The sequence below is a fragment of the Achromobacter sp. 18P8.1.1 genome, from assembly GCF_057799415.1.
Genome location: NZ_JBYOKH010000085.1, coordinates 1 through 17,093, shown reverse-complemented (window position 1 = coordinate 17,093; position 17,093 = coordinate 1). Strand labels below are relative to the sequence as shown.

Genomic DNA, 17,093 nt, shown 5'->3' with positions numbered 1-17,093 from the left:
CGCACGCCGTGGCGCGTCTTGGCGCGCACCTACCGGCCCGGGCCGGCCACCGTACGCTACCTGGTCCGGCTAGGCCTGTGCCTTATCGCCGCCGAGGCCGTGGCGTGGGCGGTGGCCTTGCCCCGGTCCTACTGGGTGCCGCTGATCGTGGTGGTGATCTTCAAGCCCAACTTCGGCTCGGTCTTTGCCCGCGCGCTGCAAAGCTGCGGCGGCAGCGTCGTGGGCGTCGCCATCAGCGCCACCGTGCTGGCCGTGGATCGCAGCGGCATCGCCAGCCTGTTGACGGTGGCGGTGCTGGCTTCCCTGCTGCCCTGGTCCATCCGCCGCAACTACGGGCTGTTCTCCGCCATTCTGGTGCCCATCCTGATGCTCTTGATCGGTGCCTTGCAGCCCGGCACCTGGGCGATTGCCCTGGCGCGGCTGATCGACGTGGGCATCGCCGCCGGCATCGTGCTGCTGGTGGGCTACCTGCCGTGGATCCGCATCGAACGCCACAACCTGGACCATGCCGTATCCGCCGCGATGGACACGTTGGCCGCCTATCTGAATACGGTCTTCCAGGCAGCTCCCGGCAGCCGCCACAGCCTGCGCGCAAGCGCCTATGCCCGCTTGTCCGACCTGCGCATCGCGCTGCAGCGCGGCTTGTCCGAACCCCGCCTTGTCAGCCGCCGCGCGCTGGCGTGGTGGCCGGTGGAGGTCGCCCTCGAACGCGTGGCCAACGCCATTTCGGATACGGCGTGGTCGCTGCCCGCCGGCCAGGCCGCGCCCAGCGCCGCCGAAGTCGCGGCGCTGGCGCAAACCTTGCATGCCATGAGCCTCGCCGTCGACCAGGGCGCAGCCGTATCCGCCACGCCCATCACCGCCCCCTCGCCTGCGCTGGCCGACGTCGCCGCCGAAATCGAAGCGCTGCGCGCCGCGCTGGCCGGCCCGGATTTTGCCGCCGCGCCAGGCGCCGGCGCCCCCAGAACCCCCGTACACCAGGTCTGAACCATGTGTCTTGCCGTATTGGCCCTGCATGCCTTGCCGGGCATCCCCGTCCTGATCGCCGCCAACCGCGACGAATTCCACGCCCGCTTGACGCATCCGGCGGCCGAGTGGGCCGATGCGCCCGGTGTCTACGCCGGCCGCGACGGCTTGGCCGGCGGCACCTGGATGGGCGCGACCTCGCGGGGCCGCTACGCGCTGGTCACCAACTTCCGGGAACCGGGCCGGCACCTGGATGCCGCGCCCTCGCGCGGCGCGCTGGTCGAAGACTTCCTGCGCGGCGGGACGTCGCCCGCCGAATACCTGGCGCGCGTCCATGAAAAGGACCAGGCCTACAACGGCTTCAACCTGATCGTGGGCGACGCGCTGCAAGCCTGGTACCTGAGCAACCGCGATGGCGCGCCGCGCGCGCTGCCACCCGGCATCTACGCGCTGTCCAACCATCTGCTGGACACCCCGTGGCCGAAGCTGGCGCGCACCAAGGCCGCCTTTACCGCCGTCCTGGACCGGGCGCCGCAGCCCGATATGCCCGCGCTCTTCGCCGCCCTGGCGGACCGCCAGGGCGCGGAAGACGACGAACTGCCTGCCACGGGCCTGCCGCGAGATCGCGAAAAGCTATTGAGCAGCCCTTTCATTGTCAGTCCGAACTATGGCACCCGCAGCTCCAGCGTGCTGGCGCTGCACGCCGACGGCGCGGGTCAGCTGGAAGAAAGGCGCTTCGCCCCGGACGGAACGATCAGCGGCGAGAGCCGGCTGGCGTTCGCCTGGCAGACGGGGTTTTCCGGCGATATGCTTGCCGAATGCGGTTAAGGCCGGCGCGAGGTTTCTTTTCGTGTCAGCCGGCCCCAGACACGCGAACTCGGCGCCCGCTTCCCGGTCGAAACCCTTGTCGCCTACTCCAGGAGAACCTGATGAACAAACGCATTGAACGCTGCACCCTGGCCGCCATGATGGCGGTGGGCAGCATGGCCATCGCCGGCGTCCTGTCGACCGCGCAGGCGGCGTTGCCCCCGGTCAAGCACCAGGGCACGGTGCAGTATGTCAGCGGCGGGATCGGCATCGATGAATCGGAAGCCATGAAGGCGGCCGCCCGCGACTATCCGCTGGCGCTCACTTTTGCCGCCCAACGCGATGGAAAGGCGGATTACGTCGCCAGCGTCGGCGTCGCCATCCATGACGCGCAAGGCAAGGAAGTGCTGAAGGCCACGGCAGAAGGCCCGTACATGCTGGTGAAGTTGCCGGCCGGGGCCTACAAGGTCTCTGCTACCTACGAAGGCAAAGCCCAGGTGCGCGAAGTGACCGTGCAGAACACGGGTACCGCCCGCGCCGTCTTCGAATGGAAGTAAGCGGCGCCCTCGCGCCGCCCGCACGTGACGCGCACCGGGCCGCTTTCCGGCCCGCGCCGCGCGCCATTGGCGTGGCATTCGCGCGCCTTAGACGCCCGAGAACAGGATCGCGATCACGAAGCCCACGCTGATCGCCCAGACCAGCGACCGCAACGCGCCCCAGCCGGCCAGGTACATGGCCAGGTAGCCCAGGCGCACGCCCAGCCAGCAGGCCATCAGCGTAGCGACATGCGCGGGCGATGCCTGGGTATACAGCGCGAACAGCACCGCTGCGTAGAAGAACGGCAGGGCCTCGAAGGTATTGATCTGCGCCGCGTTGGCCCGTGCGCGCCACCCTTCCTGACGCGCCAGCCACGCCCGCGGATCATTGTTGTCGAATTGTTTGCCCCCCGCCTTGGCGACTATCGTCGAGACGAACGGCAGAATCGCCGCCGCCAGCATCAACCACGCGATCATTTTCATTTTTGCTCCAGGGTGCGGACGGACGAGGAGTCCGCCGGATAGACAAGGCGGCTTTGCGCCGTCGTGTGCGGCATCGTCGCCTGAAAGGCCCGGTTGGGCAAGCCGGTACGCTTACACTTTGCGCTTTGCGTGCCCGCGCCTGCTTCGATGCCGTTCCTGTCCCCCTGGTCCGCCCTCTTTCTTTCCACCGCCCTGCTCTGGCCGCCAGCCACCCGCCGCTGGGCGCTGGCGCCGCTCGCCGTCGCCTGGACCTGGGCATGGACGGAGGGGTTGATCGATCCGGTGGCGTTGGCTGCGCCTGCTCTGCTGTTGCTGGCGGCGGCATGGGTGCGGCCCGCATCTGGCGCGGTAACGCGCGCAGCGGGCCATGCTTTGTTCCTGACATTGGCGGCCGCGCTTTTCCTGCATCTTTTGCCCGGATTCCACAATCCGCAGGTCATCGCCCCGGCGCCGTTGAGTTCCGACGGGGTGCCCTTCGGCATGTACCTGAACCTGGACAAGCCGCTCGTGGCGTTCTGGGTGGTGCTGGCCTTGGCGCCGCCCATGGCGGGCGGCAACGCGCGCATCACGGCGGCGTCTGCCTTGCTGGCGGCGGCCGCGGCGATTGCGGTGTGTCTGGGGGTTGCACTGGCGCTGGGCGTGGTGGGCTGGGCGCCAAAATGGCCGGACAGCGGCTGGATCTGGCTGATCAACAACGCGCTGCTGGTCACGCTAGCTGAAGAAGCCTTGTTCCGCGGCTATGTGCAGCAGCAGTTGGCGACGTGTTGGCGCCGCCATCGCTGGGGAGGCTGGGCCGCCGTGGCGGTTGCTGCCGTGCTTTTCGGACTGGCACATTACGCCGGCGGCAGGCAATGGGTTTTGCTCGCGGGCCTGGCCGGCGTGGCCTATGGCGTCGCGTACCGCTATGGCGGACTGGCGGCAGCGGTGCTGGCGCACCTCGGCCTGAACGCCGCGCACTTCGGCCTATTCACCTATCCGATGCGCGCGGTGCTGTAGGCGCGGCTGCCGCGCTGCTTTACGGCAGCGCCGGGTAGTCCGTGTAGCCGGCGGCGCCCTGCGAATAAAACGTGGACGATTCCGGCGCGTTCAGCGGGGCGTCCAGTTCGAAGCGGCGCGTCAGGTCCGGGTTGGCGATGTACTGCACGCCGAACGCCACGGCATCGACACGGCCTGCCGTGATGGCGGCCTCGGCGGATTCCCGCGTGTAGCCTTCGTTGCCGATATAGACGCCGCCAAACGCAGCCTTCAGCTTCGGCCCCAGGCTATCTTCGCCTTCATGTTCGCGTGCGCAAATGAACGCGATGCCGCGTTTGCCCAGTTCGGTCGCCACATAGGTGAAGGTCGCCGCCGGATCCGAATCGCCCATCGTGTGCGAATCGCCGCGCGGCGACAGGTGTACGCCCACGCGCCCGGCGCCCCACACTTCGATGCACGCATCCACCACTTCCAGCAGCAGGCGCGCGCGGTTTTCCAGCGAGCCGCCGTATTGGTCGGTGCGCAGGTTCGTGCTGTCTTGCAGGAACTGGTCCAGCAGGTAGCCGTTGGCGGCGTGCACTTCCACACCGTCGAAACCGGATTCCTGGGCCATCTTGGCGCCGTGGCGATAGGCTTCGACCACGCCCGGGATCTCGGCCGTTTCCAGCGCGCGCGGGGTGACATACGGGCGCTTGGGGCGCACAAGGCTTACGTGGCCGCCGGCCGCAATGGCGCTGGGCGCGACGGGCAGTTCGCCGTTCAGGAAAACCGGGTCGGAAATGCGGCCCACGTGCCACAACTGAGCCACGATCAGGCCATCCTTGGCGTGCACGGCGGAGGTGACCTTGCGCCAGCCCTTGACCTGCTCGGTGGACCACAGGCCCGGGGTGTCCGCATAGCCCACGCCCTGCGGCGTGACGGACGTGGCTTCGGTCAGGATCATGCCGGCGTCGGCGCGCTGGGAGTAGTACTCGACCATCAGGTCGCTGGGCACGCGGCCTTCGTTGGCGCGCTGGCGCGTCAACGGCGCCATGACGATGCGGTTGCGCAGCGTGAGGTCGCCGGCGCGCAGGGGTTCAAACAGGGAGCTCATGCAAAATCCTTCCGCCCGAGAAACGGGCGCAACGTGTAGGGCTGACTACATATCCTGGTTCAACTGCCGCAGGAACGCGGCAATTACGGGTTCATTGCGACGGAAAAAGACCCACTGCCCCACTTTCGTCGCCGAGATCAGGCCCGCGCGCTGCAAGACGGCCAGGTGCGACGACACGGTCGACTGCGACAAGCCGCAGCGGTGATCGATGTGGCCCGCGCACACCCCATGCTCGAAGGTGTGGCCCGGGCGCTCTTCGAAATGCGCTTGCGGCGTCTTCAGCCAAACAAGAATGTCGCGCCGCACCGGGTTCGCCAGCGCCTTGAGGATGGCGTCGGCGTCGATAGCGGGCTGCACGTCGGTCTGATCAGGGGTTGAAGGGGATGCGGTCATATTTGTATATCGCAATTTATCGAATCATATATCGTTGTTGTTCGATATATAGTCATGCCCCTGTGGCGCATGGGGCTATTGGCCGGCCTCAGTCGCCCTGCACGCGGCCGCGCAGGCGCTTGACCTCGCCGTGCTGGACCTTGCGCTGCACCCGGCGGCGCTGGGACGACCGCGTCGGCTTGGTCGCGCGGCGCGGCTTGTCCACCTCAAGGGCGGACCGCAGCATGCCGAGCAGGCGTTCGATGGCCTCAACCCGGTTCTTTTCCTGGCTGCGGAAGGATTGCGACTTGATGACGATCACGCCCTCTTTCGAGATGCGGTGGTCGCTGACGGCGCAGACGGCGTCCTGGACCTCGGGCGGCAGGCCCGACGCACGGACGTCAAAGCGCAGATGGACGGCGCTGGAGACCTTGTTGACGTTCTGACCGCCCGCGCCTTGGGCGCGGATCATGGTGAACGTCAGGTCGCGCTCGTCCAGATAAAGGGAATCTTGGATGTGGAACATAGGCCGGGAGTCTACAAGATCAGGCAGGCGCCGGCGACGCGGCGCGCGCGGATCCGTTGATTGACGGCCACGCGCGTCGCTACAATGCGCCGGCCCTGCACGCAGGCCCCCATTCGCCACCTCCACCGCCCAGGCCCCTTTCCCCATGATCACCTGCTATTTGCGCTACGTCATCGACGCCAATGCGATCGCCGAGTTCGAAACCTACGCGAAGATGTGGATTCCGCTGGTCGCGCGGTTCGGCGGCACCCACCACGGCTACTTCCTGCCCTCGGAAGGCGCGAACAACATCGCGCTGGCGCTGTTTTCCTTCCCCAGCCTGGCCGCCTACGAAACCTACCGCCAGGACTCGCTGAAAGACGCCGATTGCCAGCAGGCCTACGCCTATGCCGTGCAAACGCGCTGTATCGTCAGCTACGAACGCAGCTTCTTCCGCCCCGTCTTCGCATAAAGGGGGCTCACCCCCAAAGCCGGCGCCGCGCGGGGTCTTTCGGCGCGCCGGCGCCGCTGGAAGTAAAATAGCGCGCTTTTGCTCGACTATTTACGGCGTCCGGCCACCCGCACCCGCCATTACCCCTTATGACCTACTCCGCCAAAGAAATCTTCAAGACCCTGCAAGGCGAAGGCGCCCACGCAGGCCGCGCGGCGGTATTTTGCCGGTTTGCAGGCTGTAATCTCTGGACGGGCCGCGAAAGCGACCGCGCCAGCGCCGCCTGCACCTTCTGCGACACCGACTTCATCGGCACCGATGGCGAAGGCGGCGGCAAGTTCGCCACGGCGGATCTGCTGGCCGACGCCATCGCTGCCTCGTGGGGCGCCGGCACGGAAGACCGCTATGTGGTCTTTACCGGCGGCGAACCCCTGCTGCAGCTGGACGCGGCGCTGCTGACGGCCATCCATGCCCGCGGCTTCACCGTGGCCATCGAGACCAACGGCACCGTCAAGCCGCCGGCCGGCATCGACTGGATCTGCGTCAGCCCCAAGGGCACCGCGCCCATCGTCATCGAACGCGGCGACGAATTGAAGCTGGTCTACCCGCAATCCAATGCGCTGCCCGAAACCTTCGCGCATCTGGATTTCGAGCATTTCTTCCTGCAACCCATGGACGGCCCGGCTCGCGTGGCCAACACCGAACAAGCCGTCCAGTACTGTATGCAGCACCCGCAATGGCGGCTTAGTTTGCAGACCCACAAATACATAGGCATTCCATGATTTACCCCGACGCCTTGCGGAGCACGCGATGATTTCCGTGACCCGCAGGCTGGAATTCGACGCCGGCCACCGCATTCCCGATCACCGCAGCCAGTGCCGCAACCTGCATGGCCACCGCTATGTGCTGGAAATCACCCTGACGGGCGACGTGGTGCAGGCCCCCGGCGAATCCGACAACGGCATGCTGATGGATTTCTCCGAAATCAAGCACATCGCCAAGACCCATATCGTGGACGTCTGGGACCATGCCTTCCTGGTCTATGAAGGCGACGCCGCCGTGCGCGGCTTCCTGGACAGCTTGCCCGGCCACAAGACCGTGGTGCTGGACCGCATTCCCACCGCCGAAAACCTGGCCCAGATCGTCTTCGACACCCTGGCGCCGCAATACCACGGCCACTACGGCGCCGACCTGCGCCTGACCCGCGTGCGCCTGTACGAGACGCCCAACTGCTGGGCCGACTGCAACGGTTGAGGGAAGGCCGGCGTTCGGAGGGCCATGCCCTTCAGGCCTATCCCCGCCAGCCCCGCCCCTGCGCTCACCGTCCCCGGTTTTCCACTGATGGAAAACCGCGCTCCTATCTAGCCAATTGAAAAAATCAATGGGGATATTCGCCATTTTCAATTATTAGTAAGCTAATAGATAGGATACAATCTATTCCATGAACTCACCTTCCGACTCCCAACTCATGGCTACCACCGCAAACCTGATGGTGCTGTCGCGCGCCTATCGCGGCGCTGCCGACAAGGCGCTGGCCGACTACGGCCTGTCGCAAGCCACGGCCTGGCCCGTCATCCTGGCGGGCCGCCTGGGCGACGGCGTGCGCCAAGGCGCGCTGGCCGAAGCGCTGGGCGTCGAAGGCCCGTCGCTGGTGCGCGTGCTGGATCAACTGGTCGCCGCCGGCCTGATGGAACGCCGCGAAGACGCCCATGACCGCCGCGCCAAGACGCTGCACCTGACGGAGGCCGGCCATGCGCTGCGCGCGCAGGTGGAAGACGTGCTGGTGGAACTGCGCCGCCGCCTGTTCCAAGGCGTCAGCGAAGCCGACCTGCAAGCCTGCCTGCGCGTCTTCGACGCCTTGAAGGTGTCGCTGGGCCGGGGCGCCACCGGAACACCCACCCAGGACGATCAATCGTGAAACTGCCGAACGTCCGCGAAACCATCTTTTCGCTCAAGAGCTACCTAAGCGCCATCATGGCGCTTTATCTGGCCTACAGCATTGGTTTGCCGCGTCCGTTCTGGGCAATGACCACCGCCTATGTCGTGGCGCAGCCCTGGTCGGGCGCCGTGCGCTCCAAAGCGCTGTACCGCCTGGTCGGCACCTTCATCGGGTCGGCCGCCACTGTCTACATGGTGCCGCGGCTGTCGAATTCGCCTGTCGTCATGACGGCGGCGATGGTGCTGTGGGTGGGCGCCTGCCTGTACATGTCGGTGCTGGACCGCACCCCGCGGTCCTACCTCTTCATGCTGGCCGGCTACACCGCCGCGATGATCGGCTTTCCCAGCGTGACGGACCCGTCGCTGGTGTTCGACACCGCGCTTGCCCGCGTTGAAGAGATCAGCCTGGGCATCGTCTGCGCCACGCTGATCCACAGCATCGTGCTGCCCCGCGGCCTGGCGCCCGCACTGACGCTGCAATTGGACAAGGCCGTGCGGGACGCCCGCAACTGGATGCACGACACGCTCAGCGGCCAGAATGCCGAACAGCGCGACCGCGACCGCCGCGTGCTGGCCAACGACATCACGCAACTGCGTCTCTTGTCCACGCACGTGCCGTTCGATACCAGCAACCTGCGCTGGACCTCCGGCGCCGTGCGCGCCATGCAGGACCAGATCTCGGCGCTGACGCCGGCCGTGTCCGCCGTGGAGGACCGCCTGCGCGCCTTGCAGGCCAACGACCAGCCGCTGCCCGAACCCGTGTCCGCGCTGCTGCACGACATCTCCGAATGGATCAACGCCGGCGCCCAGGCGTCGCACGAGACCGCCGTGCAATTGCGCGCCGCCGTCACGGCGCTGACGCCCGCCATCGACAGCCACTCCACGTGGCGCGACGCCTTGCTGGCCAGCCTGATGACGCGGCTGCGCGAGCTGATCGACACCTATGACGAATGCCTGGCCCTGCGCCGCGAAATCCGCGCGGGCCTGCAAGGCGCGCCGCTGCGTTCGCCGATGCGCCCCACCCGCGGCGCCCGTGATCCCAACGCCGCGCTGCACCGCGACCACGGCATGGCGCTGCTGTCGGCGCTGGCCGCAGGCGTGGCCATTTCGGTGTGCTGCGCGTTCTGGATCGGCACAGCCTGGAGCAACGGCGCCACCGCCGCAATGATGGCCGCAATCTTCAGCTGCTTCTTTGCCTCGCAAGACAATCCCGTGCCCGGCATCATGCAGTTCCTGACCTATACGGTGTATTCGATCCCCGTGTCGGCGCTGTACCTGCTGGGCATCATGCCCGCCATCCATTCGTTCGAAATGCTGGCCCTGGCGATGCTGCCCACGGCCTTCATCCTGGGCATCTTCATCGCGCGCCCCGCCAGCGCGGGCAAGGCCATGGCCATGCTGTTCGGCTTCCTGGGCACGATGGCGCTGCAAGACACCAACACCGCGGACGTCGTGTCCTTCATCGACACACAAGTCGCGCAGTGCATGGGCGTGGCCACCGCCGCGATCATCGCAGCCATCTTCCGTACGGTCAGCGCCGACTGGAGCGCCCGCCGCATCCAGGCCGCCAACTGGAAGGAACTGGCGACGCTGGCGAGTTCGCCCCGCGCCCAGTCGCGCCATACGTACGCCGCCCGCATGCTGGACCGCATCGGCCTCTTGCAGCCGCGACTGGCGCTGGCCAAGCGCCCTGACGACCTGGTCGCCGCGGACGCGTTGAAAGACCTGCGCGTGGGCCGCGACATCACGGAACTGCAGCACGCCCGCCGCCATCTGCCGATGGCCGAGCCCACGATCCAGCCCGTGCTGAACAGCCTGGCCCAATTCTTCCGCGCCCGTTCTTCGTGGCGCATCGGCGAGAAGACGCCGGAATTCCTGGCGCAGATCGACCGCGCGCTCTCCAGCGTGGCCGCCACGCCGCAAGGCCTGGCCGCCCGGGACCGTGCCGTGGTGGCGTTGGTGGGCATCCGCCGCGCCTTCTTCCCCGACGCGCCCGACTACCAACCCGCCCATCCCACGCTGGAGGGCCACGCATCATGATCGGCGAATTCAATCTTTACGGCATTTATTTCCCCTGGCTGCTGGTGCTGGGCATGGTCACCCTGGGCGTTGCCTGGGCCGTGCGCCGCGTGCTGGCCCGGGTCGGCCTGTACCGCCTGGTGTGGCACCCCGCGCTATTCGATCTGGCGCTGTTCGTGGTGCTGCTGTATGGCGTCTCCCTGATATCCCCTTATTTTCTCCAGAGATAGGTATGAAACTCCCCAATGCCCTTCGCCCTGCTGCTATCGGCAAGTTCGCGGTGACGGCCGTCGTCGTCGCCGCCGCCGCTTACGCCGGCTGGCAGCTCTGGGTGCACTATGAAGTCGAACCCTGGACGCGGGACGGCCGCGTCAAGGCCTATGTGGTCCAGGTGGCGCCCGACGTCTCCGGCCTGGTGACGAGCGTGCCCGTGCATGACAACCAGGACGTGAAGGCCGGCGACCTGCTGTTTGAAATCGACCGCGCGCGGTTCCAGCTGGCCTTCGACCAGGCCCAGGCCTCGGTGCGTTCCCAGCAGGTCGCCCATGACCAGGCGCTGCGCGACGCCAAGCGCAACCGATCGCTGGGCCAACTGGTGGCGGCCGAAGCCGTCGAGCAAAGCCAGACCAAGGTGCAGCAGACCGAAGCCGCGCTGGCCCAGGCCGAAGTGCAGCTGAACACCGCCCGCCTGAACCTGGAACGCAGCCGCGTGCTGGCCGCCAGCGATGGGCGCGTCACCAATCTGGACCTGCGCGCCGGGTCCTATGCCTCGGCCGGCCGCGGCGTGATGGCGCTGGTGGACGCGGGTTCCTTCTACGTGGAAGGCTATTTCGAAGAGACCAAGCTGCCCGGCATCCACGAAGGCGACCCCGTCACGGTGACGTTGATGGGCGATTCGCGCCGCATCCGCGGCCACGTGGAAAGCATCGCCATGGGCATCGCCGACCGCGACCGCAGCACGGGCGCCAACCTGCTGCCCAACGTGAACCCCACGTTCAACTGGGTTCGCCTGGCCCAACGCATCCCGGTGCGCGTGAAGATCGACGACGTGCCTGACGGCGTGCGCCTGGTCGCTGGCCAGACCGCCACCGTGTCGGTCGACCCCAAGCCCGCGCAAGCGGCTTCGGCCGACACGCGCCAGCCGTCTTGAACCCCATTTCTGCAACCCTGTTTTTCAACCCTCTTATCGACGCCAAGCCGTACCTGCCATGAACACCAAACACTTCCTGCCGCTGATGCTGGCCCTTGCGCTGGCCGGATGCACCACCGTAGGCCCTGACTATCAGGTGCCCGCCGGATCGGTCGTCCAGCGACAGGCCGCCCAGGGCGCTTTCGTTGAAGCTCAGGCCGGCGTGTTCGAGCAGGAAGCGGTGTCCGGCCACTGGTGGCGCCTGTACAACGACCCGGTGCTGGACGGCCTGGTCGAGAAAGCGCTGTCGGCGAATACGGACTTGCGCGTGGCCAGCGCCAACCTTGAACGCGCGCAGGCCGCCGTGCAGGAATCCCAGGCGCAGCAGCAACCCACGATCGGCGTGAACGCGTCGCCCACCTTCGGCCACGTATCGGGCTTGCAGGAACTGCAGCCGGGCGTGAATCCGCCCAGCCGCTGGTCGTACTCCACAGGCGCCAGCGTGTCGTATCAGCTGGACCTGTTCGGCCAGATCCGCCGTGCCATCGAAGCCGCCAGCGGCGACGCGCAAGCCGCCCAGGCCGCCTACGACGCCACCCGCGTCACGGTCGCGGCCGAGACCGCGCGCGCCTACGCCAACATGTGCGCCGCCGGCATGCAACTGGCGTCGGCCCAGCACTCGGTACAGGTGCAAAAGGAATCGCTGGACGCCGTCAGCCGCTTGCAGCGCGCCGGCCGCGGCACCACGCTGGACGTCACCCGCGCGCGCAGCCAGCTGGAACAATTGCAGGCCAACCTGCCGCCTTTCCAGTCGCAGCAGCGCACCGCGCTGTACCGCCTGGCGGCACTGACGGGCCAGACGCCGAATGAAATCCCGGCGTCGCTGCTGCAATGCGCCGCGGCGCCGCGCCTGACCGACACCATTCCCGTAGGCGATGGCGCCGCACTGCTGCGCCGCCGCCCCGACATCCGCCAGGCCGAACGCACGCTGGCCGCCAGCACCGCGCGCATCGGCGTCGCCACCGCCGACCTGTATCCGAAGATCACGCTGGGCCTGTCGGGCGCATCGGGCGGCCCCGCCTCGATGTTCGGCGACCGCGGCACCTTCGGCTGGAGCGTGGGTCCGCTGATCTCATGGACCATTCCGAACACGGGCGCCGTGCAGGCCCGCATCGCCGAAGCCGAGGCCAACACCAAGGCCGCCGTGGCGCGCTTTGACGCCACCGTGCTGAACGCGCTGCGCGAAACGGAAAGCGCGCTGGTCGTCTACGCCCGCCAACTGGACCGCGACGCCTCGTTGCGGGCTGCCCGCGACCAAAGCGCCGAAGCCGCGTCGCAGGCACGCCAGCTGTTCCAGTACGGCAAGACCGACTACCTGACGGTGCTTGACGCCGAGCGCACGCTGGCCACCAACGAAAGCGCGCTGGCCGCCTCGCAGGCCGAACTCAGCAGCGACCAGATCGCCGTGTTCCTGGCCCTGGGCGGCGGCTGGGAGAAGTAAACAGCCCTCAGCTGCGAAACAGGTTCAATGCACCGTGGCGCCGTCCGGCGGCGTCTGGTTCAGGCCCAGGGCCGCTTCCCAGGCGCGCAGCGGCACGCAGGTCTGCAGGCGCACGATGGCGCGCTGGATCAGCGCGGGATGCAATTCATGGCCGACGTGGCTGGCGATGTCGATGGTGGAATCGCCATGCAGCTCTTCCAGCCGGGCCTGCGCGGCCTGGATGTGCGCCGCGCTCATCACGGGATCATCGGCGCCGTGCAGCAGATGGATGGTGGTGTATTGGGGCGCGGCCTTGGGCAGTTGCGCGTAGCGGCCGGAGAACGCGATCACGCGCCCGGCCATGCCGTCGTGGGCCTGCACCAGTTCCAGCGCCATGATGGCGCCTTGCGAAAACCCGGCCAGCGCCGTGTCGGATTGCAGCAGGCTGAAGCGGGCCTGCGCTTCACGCACATAGGCTTCCAGGGGCGGCATGGCCTGCGCCACGCGTTCGGGGCGGTTGTCCTCGGTCACGCCACGCACCGAAAACCACTGCCGGCCTGCCGCGCCGCCGTCAAAGGGTTCGAACCCTTCGGGCACCAGGACCGCCGCGGTGGGAAACGCCGTGCGGACCGCTTCGGCCATCGGCCGCAGGTTTTCGGGCGAACCGCCCACGCCATGCAGCAGGATGAACAACTGGCGCACATCGACGCCGGGTTCGGGAAGGAATTCAAGAGAACTGGAAGACGCCATGAGACTGCTCCGTGCTGGCATAAGACCGGTGGGCTACGCCCTGATGACAGCATTGTAAAATGCGCGGCTTAAAGCGGACGGGAGGCAGACTTTGAGCCGGATTACCGCCGCAACGGCCTTCTTTTACCCCTGTAATGCAAACACCGACAACCGACTCGGGCGCCACGCCTGCGAGCCAGAATCAGCTGCACCGCGTGCTCAAGGCACGCCACCTTACGATGATAGCGCTGGGCGGGGCCATCGGCACCGGCCTGTTCGTCGCCTCCGGCGCCGCCATCGCCCAAGCCGGCCCGGGCGGCGCCCTGCTGGTCTACCTGGTGATCGGCCTGATGGTGTATTTCATCATGACCAGCCTGGGCGAACTGGCCACCTTCATGCCGGTATCTGGCTCGTTCTGCACCTATGCGTCGCGCTATGTGGACCCGGGTTTCGGTTTTGCACTGGGCTGGAACTTCTGGATCAGCTGGGCCACGGTGGTTGCCGTGGACGTGGTGGCCGCCCAACTGGTCATGGCGTACTGGCTGCCGGACACGCCAGGCTGGATATGGAGCGTCGCCTTCCTGGCGCTGACCTTCGGCCTGAACGCGTTTTCGGCGCGCAGCTTCGGGGAAGCCGAATACTGGTTCGCCATCATCAAGGTCGTTGCCGTCCTGTGCTTCATCGCGGTGGGGCTGGGCATGCTGGTGGGCATCATCCATAGCGGCGACCCGGTCGGGCTGGTCAACTGGAAGGTCGGCGACGCGCCGTTCGTGGGCAACGCGGCCACCTGGGTCGGCGTGGCGATGGTGGTGGCCTATTCCTTCCAGGGGACCGAACTGGTGGGCGTGGCCGCGGGCGAATCGGAAAATCCGCGCCGCAACGTGCCGCGCGCCATCAACAACGTGTTCTGGCGCATCCTGCTGTTCTATGTGCTGGCCATCCTGATCATCGGCCTGCTGGTCCCCTACACCGACCCGCAACTGCTGCGCAACGAAGTCGAGGACATCGCCGTCAGCCCGTTCACGCTGGTGTTCCAGCATGCGGGGCTGCTGTCGGCCGCCACGGTGATGAACGCCGTCATCCTGACGTCCGTGTTGTCGGCCGGCAATTCGGGCATGTACGCCGCCACGCGGATGCTGTTCAACATGGCGGCCGAAGGCCAGGCGCCGGCCCTCTTCAAGCGGCTGACCGCCAACGGCGTGCCGCTGTATGCGCTGCTGGCCACCACCGCGCTTGCCTGCCTGTGCCTGTTCAGCGTCGTGTACAGCCCGAAGGCGGTCTACATCTGGCTGCTGAATTTTGCGGGCATGACGGAATTCATCGTGTGGCTGAGCATCGCGGTCAGCCACTACCGCTTCCGCCAAGGCTACGTGAAGCACGGCTATGACACGGCCGACCTGCCCTACAAGGCCGGCCTGTTCCCGTTCGGCCCGCTGCTGGCCTTCGTGCTGTGCCTGGTCGTGACACTGGGCCAGAACTACCAGGCCTTCCTGGAAGAACGCATCGACTGGATCGGGGTGGTGTCGACCTATCTGGCCATCCCGCTGTTCATGGCGCTGTGGATCGGCCATCGCGTGGTGAAGCGGTCGCGCTGGGTCAAGTACGCGGACATGCGCTTCTAGAGGCTGAGCGTCAGTTCCTGGTCGAGGTAGGTGGCGCGCAGGACGTGCCCTGCCCCCACGATATCGAAGGGTTTGCACATGGCGCCGGTGGAGACGATCTCGCCGGCGCGCAGCGTCACGTTCCGGTCGGCCGCGTGTGCGTAAAGCGCCGCCAGCGAACGCAGCGGGTCCGTCACATCGTCGCCGGTCTGCGCGCGGGCCTTGACCTGCCCGTCCAGCGACACCGCCGCCGACGCATCGACCTGACGCAGCAGATCGGCATCCAGGCCGTCGCTGAACGGTGCGCTCACGACCAGGGCCTCGAACCCGACGTTGTCGGCCACGAAACTGGGCCACCCCACCGCGCGGCGGTCGACGAAGCGCGAACGCACCAATTCGAACGTGACGCAGGCGTGGCGGATGTCGGCGGGATCGACCTCGCGCCCCACTAGCGGGGGCAGGTCGCGCGCCAGGACGAACGCGATCTCGCATTCCACGGTGACGGGCGCGTTCAAAGGCAGACGCACCTGGGCGCCCGAGCGGTGCAGGCGCTGTGCTTCCAACTGGCCGATCAAGGGCCGCGACAGGTTGCCGGCGCGCAATTGCGCCGGGCTGCCGACCCCCAGTTTCCATCCGCCCCGCACCCCGCCCGCGGCGCGGAACAGCGCGTCCTGCGCGGCGTAGCCTTCCGCCAGGGTTTGGGGCCGCAGCGCCACGGGAAGGGCCTCGAGCTGGGTCTCGCGGCGCCATTGGTCAAGCAGGAGTTCCGCGGTGGCGGCGGGGTTGAAGGTGGAAGTCGGCATGGGCAAGAGAAAAAGGGGGAATGTTACGGGCGCAAGCCCTTGGGGCGGCAACCCGAACCGGGGCCAGATCACATGATAGCGATATCGTCCGGGACGCTCCACGGGGGGCTGGAAGGCCGGTACAATACTGTATATTCATACAGCATAAGCCTTTCCTTTCCCGACCCGGGCCTTACCCGCCATGCAGTCCCCTGAACGTATCCACCCCGCGTTGTGGCGCGCCACCCAGATGGCCAAAGGCGCCGCCCGCAACCTGCCCACCGGGCACGCTTCGCTTTCCGCCGAGCTGCCGGACGGCGGCTGGCCGTTGGGTGCGTTGATCGAACTGCTGACCCCGCACCCCGGCATCGGCGAAATCCGCCTGCTGCGCCCGGCGCTGGCCCAACTGGAAACGCGCCGGCGCATCGCCCTGGTGCAACCGCCGCACGCCCCCCATATCGCCAGCTGGATGAGCTGGCGGCTGGATCCCCGGCAGTTGCTGTGGGTGGCGCCGCAAAAGCCCGTCGATACGCTATGGGCCACCGAACAGATCCTGAAGAACGGCAGCTGCGGCGCCCTGATCTGCTGGCTGCCCCACGTGCGCCCCGAATCCCTGCGCCGCCTGCATCTGGCGGCCCAGGCCAGCGATTTGCTGTTCATCGCCGTGCGTCCGGCCAGCGCGGCGCAGCACGCCACCCCCGCCCCGTTGCGGCTGGCGCTTGCGCCCGCTCCGGGCGGATTGTCCGTCCACATCCTGAAACGCCGAGGACCGGTCTGCGACACGCCGCTGTACGTCGCCCTGGAACCCGGCGCCCTTACGCCTTCTTCCCCCCGCCATGCGCCTTTGGATCGCCGTCTTCCTGCGCTGCCTGCCGCTGGACGCACTACGCCCGCACTGGCCGCTTGAGGGGCAGGCGTTCGCCGTCCTGGACCAGGAACGCGTCGCCGCCCTCACCCCCGCCGCCCGCCAGGCCGGCGTCAAGCCGGGCATGCGCCGCGCCGGCGCGGCGGCCATCGCCCCCGACGTCGAACTGTTGCCGCGCCAGCCCCAAACCGAAGCCGACGCCCTGCTGGGCGCGGCGCTGGCCCTGCTGCAGTACACGCCTGAAGTCGCCCTGGCTGGCGACGACACCGTGCTGCTGAACGTGGGCGCCAGCCTGATGTTCTTTCGCGGCCCCCGCGCGCTCAGCCAGCGGGTCCGCGCCACGTTGCAGGCCCTGGACCTGC

The 17,093-nt window shown here is 67.5% G+C and carries 21 protein-coding genes; 15 read left to right on the top strand and 6 right to left on the bottom strand.

Annotation, left to right across the window (positions count from 1 at the left end):
- The 3 genes from AC27VE_RS30295 to AC27VE_RS30285 form a co-directional block, all read left to right on the top strand.
- The coding region (locus AC27VE_RS30295) for an FUSC family protein (RefSeq protein WP_488705801.1) at positions 1–987 on the top strand (987 nt) is incomplete at its 5' end.
- Between the two features lie 3 nt (positions 988–990).
- On the top strand, positions 991–1,794 hold the full coding sequence (locus AC27VE_RS30290) for an NRDE family protein (protein WP_006224449.1): 804 nt from the start codon (positions 991–993) through the stop codon (positions 1,792–1,794).
- 101 nt (positions 1,795–1,895) lie between these two features.
- Positions 1,896–2,330 carry a flagellar hook assembly protein FlgD gene (locus AC27VE_RS30285; protein WP_315131754.1) on the top strand — a complete coding sequence of 145 codons (435 nt, stop codon included), beginning with the start codon at positions 1,896–1,898 and terminating at the stop codon, positions 2,328–2,330.
- An 87-nt stretch (positions 2,331–2,417) separates the two neighbouring features.
- On the opposite strand, the gene AC27VE_RS30280 is transcribed toward AC27VE_RS30285, so the two are convergent.
- Entirely contained in the window at positions 2,418–2,792 is a 375-nt protein-coding gene (locus AC27VE_RS30280) for an MAPEG family protein (RefSeq protein ID WP_035212970.1), read from the bottom strand.
- Positions 2,793–2,939: 147 nt separating this feature from the next.
- On the opposite strand from AC27VE_RS30280, the gene AC27VE_RS30275 reads away from it, so the two are divergent.
- Positions 2,940–3,788, top strand: a complete 849-nt coding sequence (locus tag AC27VE_RS30275; RefSeq protein WP_488705802.1) for a CPBP family intramembrane glutamic endopeptidase — start codon at positions 2,940–2,942, stop codon at positions 3,786–3,788.
- Between the two features lie 19 nt (positions 3,789–3,807).
- Here the strand turns inward: AC27VE_RS30275 and AC27VE_RS30270 are convergent, their stop codons facing one another.
- The 3 genes from AC27VE_RS30270 to arfB form a co-directional block, all read right to left on the bottom strand.
- Positions 3,808–4,860 (bottom strand): alkene reductase, encoded by a 1,053-nt coding sequence (locus tag AC27VE_RS30270; protein WP_088587237.1) that lies wholly within the window; start codon positions 4,858–4,860, stop codon positions 3,808–3,810.
- 45 nt (positions 4,861–4,905) lie between these two features.
- A complete protein-coding gene (locus tag AC27VE_RS30265; RefSeq protein WP_006224444.1) occupies positions 4,906–5,253 on the bottom strand; it encodes an ArsR/SmtB family transcription factor in 348 nt (115 codons plus the stop codon).
- A gap of 88 nt (positions 5,254–5,341) precedes the next feature.
- Positions 5,342–5,758 carry an alternative ribosome rescue aminoacyl-tRNA hydrolase ArfB gene (arfB, locus tag AC27VE_RS30260; RefSeq protein WP_169274526.1) on the bottom strand — a complete coding sequence of 139 codons (417 nt, stop codon included), beginning with the start codon at positions 5,756–5,758 and terminating at the stop codon, positions 5,342–5,344.
- A 145-nt stretch (positions 5,759–5,903) separates the two neighbouring features.
- On the opposite strand from arfB, the gene AC27VE_RS30255 reads away from it, so the two are divergent.
- From AC27VE_RS30255 to AC27VE_RS30220, 8 genes are all read left to right on the top strand, one after another.
- Positions 5,904–6,209, top strand: a complete 306-nt coding sequence (locus tag AC27VE_RS30255) for an NIPSNAP family protein (RefSeq protein ID WP_488705800.1) — start codon at positions 5,904–5,906, stop codon at positions 6,207–6,209.
- A 128-nt stretch (positions 6,210–6,337) separates the two neighbouring features.
- The gene (gene queE / locus AC27VE_RS30250; protein WP_006224441.1) at positions 6,338–6,970 is read left to right on the top strand and encodes a 7-carboxy-7-deazaguanine synthase; all 633 of its coding nucleotides are present in this window, start codon (positions 6,338–6,340) and stop codon (positions 6,968–6,970) included.
- Between the two features lie 28 nt (positions 6,971–6,998).
- The gene (queD, locus tag AC27VE_RS30245; RefSeq protein ID WP_006224440.1) at positions 6,999–7,442 is read left to right on the top strand and encodes a 6-carboxytetrahydropterin synthase QueD; all 444 of its coding nucleotides are present in this window, start codon (positions 6,999–7,001) and stop codon (positions 7,440–7,442) included.
- A 187-nt stretch (positions 7,443–7,629) separates the two neighbouring features.
- The gene (locus AC27VE_RS30240) at positions 7,630–8,106 is read left to right on the top strand and encodes a MarR family winged helix-turn-helix transcriptional regulator (protein WP_280026084.1); all 477 of its coding nucleotides are present in this window, start codon (positions 7,630–7,632) and stop codon (positions 8,104–8,106) included.
- Positions 8,103–10,166 (top strand): FUSC family protein, encoded by a 2,064-nt coding sequence (locus AC27VE_RS30235; protein ID WP_488705799.1) that lies wholly within the window; start codon positions 8,103–8,105, stop codon positions 10,164–10,166. Before AC27VE_RS30240 ends, AC27VE_RS30235 begins: the two co-directional genes overlap by 4 nt.
- Positions 10,163–10,375 carry a DUF1656 domain-containing protein gene (locus tag AC27VE_RS30230; RefSeq protein ID WP_006224437.1) on the top strand — a complete coding sequence of 71 codons (213 nt, stop codon included), beginning with the start codon at positions 10,163–10,165 and terminating at the stop codon, positions 10,373–10,375. Before AC27VE_RS30235 ends, AC27VE_RS30230 begins: the two co-directional genes overlap by 4 nt.
- A 2-nt stretch (positions 10,376–10,377) precedes the next feature.
- Positions 10,378–11,295: an efflux RND transporter periplasmic adaptor subunit gene (locus tag AC27VE_RS30225; protein ID WP_006224436.1), complete on the top strand. Its 918-nt coding sequence runs from the start codon at positions 10,378–10,380 to the stop codon at positions 11,293–11,295.
- A 58-nt stretch (positions 11,296–11,353) separates the two neighbouring features.
- Positions 11,354–12,775, top strand: coding sequence for an efflux transporter outer membrane subunit (locus AC27VE_RS30220; protein WP_488705798.1), 1,422 nt, complete (start codon positions 11,354–11,356; stop codon positions 12,773–12,775).
- Between the two features lie 24 nt (positions 12,776–12,799).
- Here the strand turns inward: AC27VE_RS30220 and ypfH are convergent, their stop codons facing one another.
- A complete protein-coding gene (ypfH, locus tag AC27VE_RS30215; RefSeq protein WP_088587234.1) occupies positions 12,800–13,504 on the bottom strand; it encodes an esterase in 705 nt (234 codons plus the stop codon).
- A gap of 134 nt (positions 13,505–13,638) precedes the next feature.
- On the opposite strand from ypfH, the gene AC27VE_RS30210 reads away from it, so the two are divergent.
- The gene (locus tag AC27VE_RS30210; protein WP_280026083.1) at positions 13,639–15,105 is read left to right on the top strand and encodes an amino acid permease; all 1,467 of its coding nucleotides are present in this window, start codon (positions 13,639–13,641) and stop codon (positions 15,103–15,105) included.
- Here AC27VE_RS30210 and AC27VE_RS30205 read toward each other — a convergent pair.
- Positions 15,102–15,887, bottom strand: coding sequence for a 2-keto-4-pentenoate hydratase (locus AC27VE_RS30205; protein WP_488705797.1), 786 nt, complete (start codon positions 15,885–15,887; stop codon positions 15,102–15,104). The genes AC27VE_RS30210 and AC27VE_RS30205 overlap by 4 nt on opposite strands.
- Before the next feature lie 181 nt (positions 15,888–16,068).
- Between AC27VE_RS30205 and imuA the strand changes: the two genes are divergently transcribed.
- Together imuA and AC27VE_RS30195 are read left to right on the top strand one after the other, a co-directional pair.
- The gene (imuA, locus tag AC27VE_RS30200) at positions 16,069–16,773 is read left to right on the top strand and encodes a translesion DNA synthesis-associated protein ImuA (protein ID WP_035212963.1); all 705 of its coding nucleotides are present in this window, start codon (positions 16,069–16,071) and stop codon (positions 16,771–16,773) included.
- The coding region (locus tag AC27VE_RS30195) for a Y-family DNA polymerase (protein WP_488705796.1) at positions 16,703–17,093 on the top strand (391 nt) is incomplete at its 3' end. The genes imuA and AC27VE_RS30195, both read left to right, overlap by 71 nt.

What these genes read in the sequence shown, in the direction of transcription:
- AC27VE_RS30290 (WP_006224449.1), top strand. Translation starts at nt 991, where the DNA reads ATGTGTCTTGCCGTATTGGCCCTGCATGCCTTGCCGGGCATCCCCGTC.
- AC27VE_RS30285 (WP_315131754.1), top strand. Translation starts at nt 1,896, where the DNA reads ATGAACAAACGCATTGAACGCTGCACCCTGGCCGCCATGATGGCGGTG.
- AC27VE_RS30280 (WP_035212970.1), bottom strand. Translation starts at nt 2,792, where the DNA reads ATGAAAATGATCGCGTGGTTGATGCTGGCGGCGGCGATTCTGCCGTTC.
- AC27VE_RS30275 (WP_488705802.1), top strand. Translation starts at nt 2,940, where the DNA reads ATGCCGTTCCTGTCCCCCTGGTCCGCCCTCTTTCTTTCCACCGCCCTG.
- AC27VE_RS30270 (WP_088587237.1), bottom strand. Translation starts at nt 4,860, where the DNA reads ATGAGCTCCCTGTTTGAACCCCTGCGCGCCGGCGACCTCACGCTGCGC.
- AC27VE_RS30265 (WP_006224444.1), bottom strand. Translation starts at nt 5,253, where the DNA reads ATGACCGCATCCCCTTCAACCCCTGATCAGACCGACGTGCAGCCCGCT.
- arfB (WP_169274526.1), bottom strand. Translation starts at nt 5,758, where the DNA reads ATGTTCCACATCCAAGATTCCCTTTATCTGGACGAGCGCGACCTGACG.
- AC27VE_RS30255 (WP_488705800.1), top strand. Translation starts at nt 5,904, where the DNA reads ATGATCACCTGCTATTTGCGCTACGTCATCGACGCCAATGCGATCGCC.
- queE (WP_006224441.1), top strand. Translation starts at nt 6,338, where the DNA reads ATGACCTACTCCGCCAAAGAAATCTTCAAGACCCTGCAAGGCGAAGGC.
- queD (WP_006224440.1), top strand. Translation starts at nt 6,999, where the DNA reads ATGATTTCCGTGACCCGCAGGCTGGAATTCGACGCCGGCCACCGCATT.
- AC27VE_RS30240 (WP_280026084.1), top strand. Translation starts at nt 7,630, where the DNA reads ATGAACTCACCTTCCGACTCCCAACTCATGGCTACCACCGCAAACCTG.
- AC27VE_RS30230 (WP_006224437.1), top strand. Translation starts at nt 10,163, where the DNA reads ATGATCGGCGAATTCAATCTTTACGGCATTTATTTCCCCTGGCTGCTG.
- AC27VE_RS30225 (WP_006224436.1), top strand. Translation starts at nt 10,378, where the DNA reads ATGAAACTCCCCAATGCCCTTCGCCCTGCTGCTATCGGCAAGTTCGCG.
- AC27VE_RS30220 (WP_488705798.1), top strand. Translation starts at nt 11,354, where the DNA reads ATGAACACCAAACACTTCCTGCCGCTGATGCTGGCCCTTGCGCTGGCC.
- ypfH (WP_088587234.1), bottom strand. Translation starts at nt 13,504, where the DNA reads ATGGCGTCTTCCAGTTCTCTTGAATTCCTTCCCGAACCCGGCGTCGAT.
- AC27VE_RS30210 (WP_280026083.1), top strand. Translation starts at nt 13,639, where the DNA reads ATGCAAACACCGACAACCGACTCGGGCGCCACGCCTGCGAGCCAGAAT.
- AC27VE_RS30205 (WP_488705797.1), bottom strand. Translation starts at nt 15,887, where the DNA reads ATGCCGACTTCCACCTTCAACCCCGCCGCCACCGCGGAACTCCTGCTT.
- imuA (WP_035212963.1), top strand. Translation starts at nt 16,069, where the DNA reads ATGCAGTCCCCTGAACGTATCCACCCCGCGTTGTGGCGCGCCACCCAG.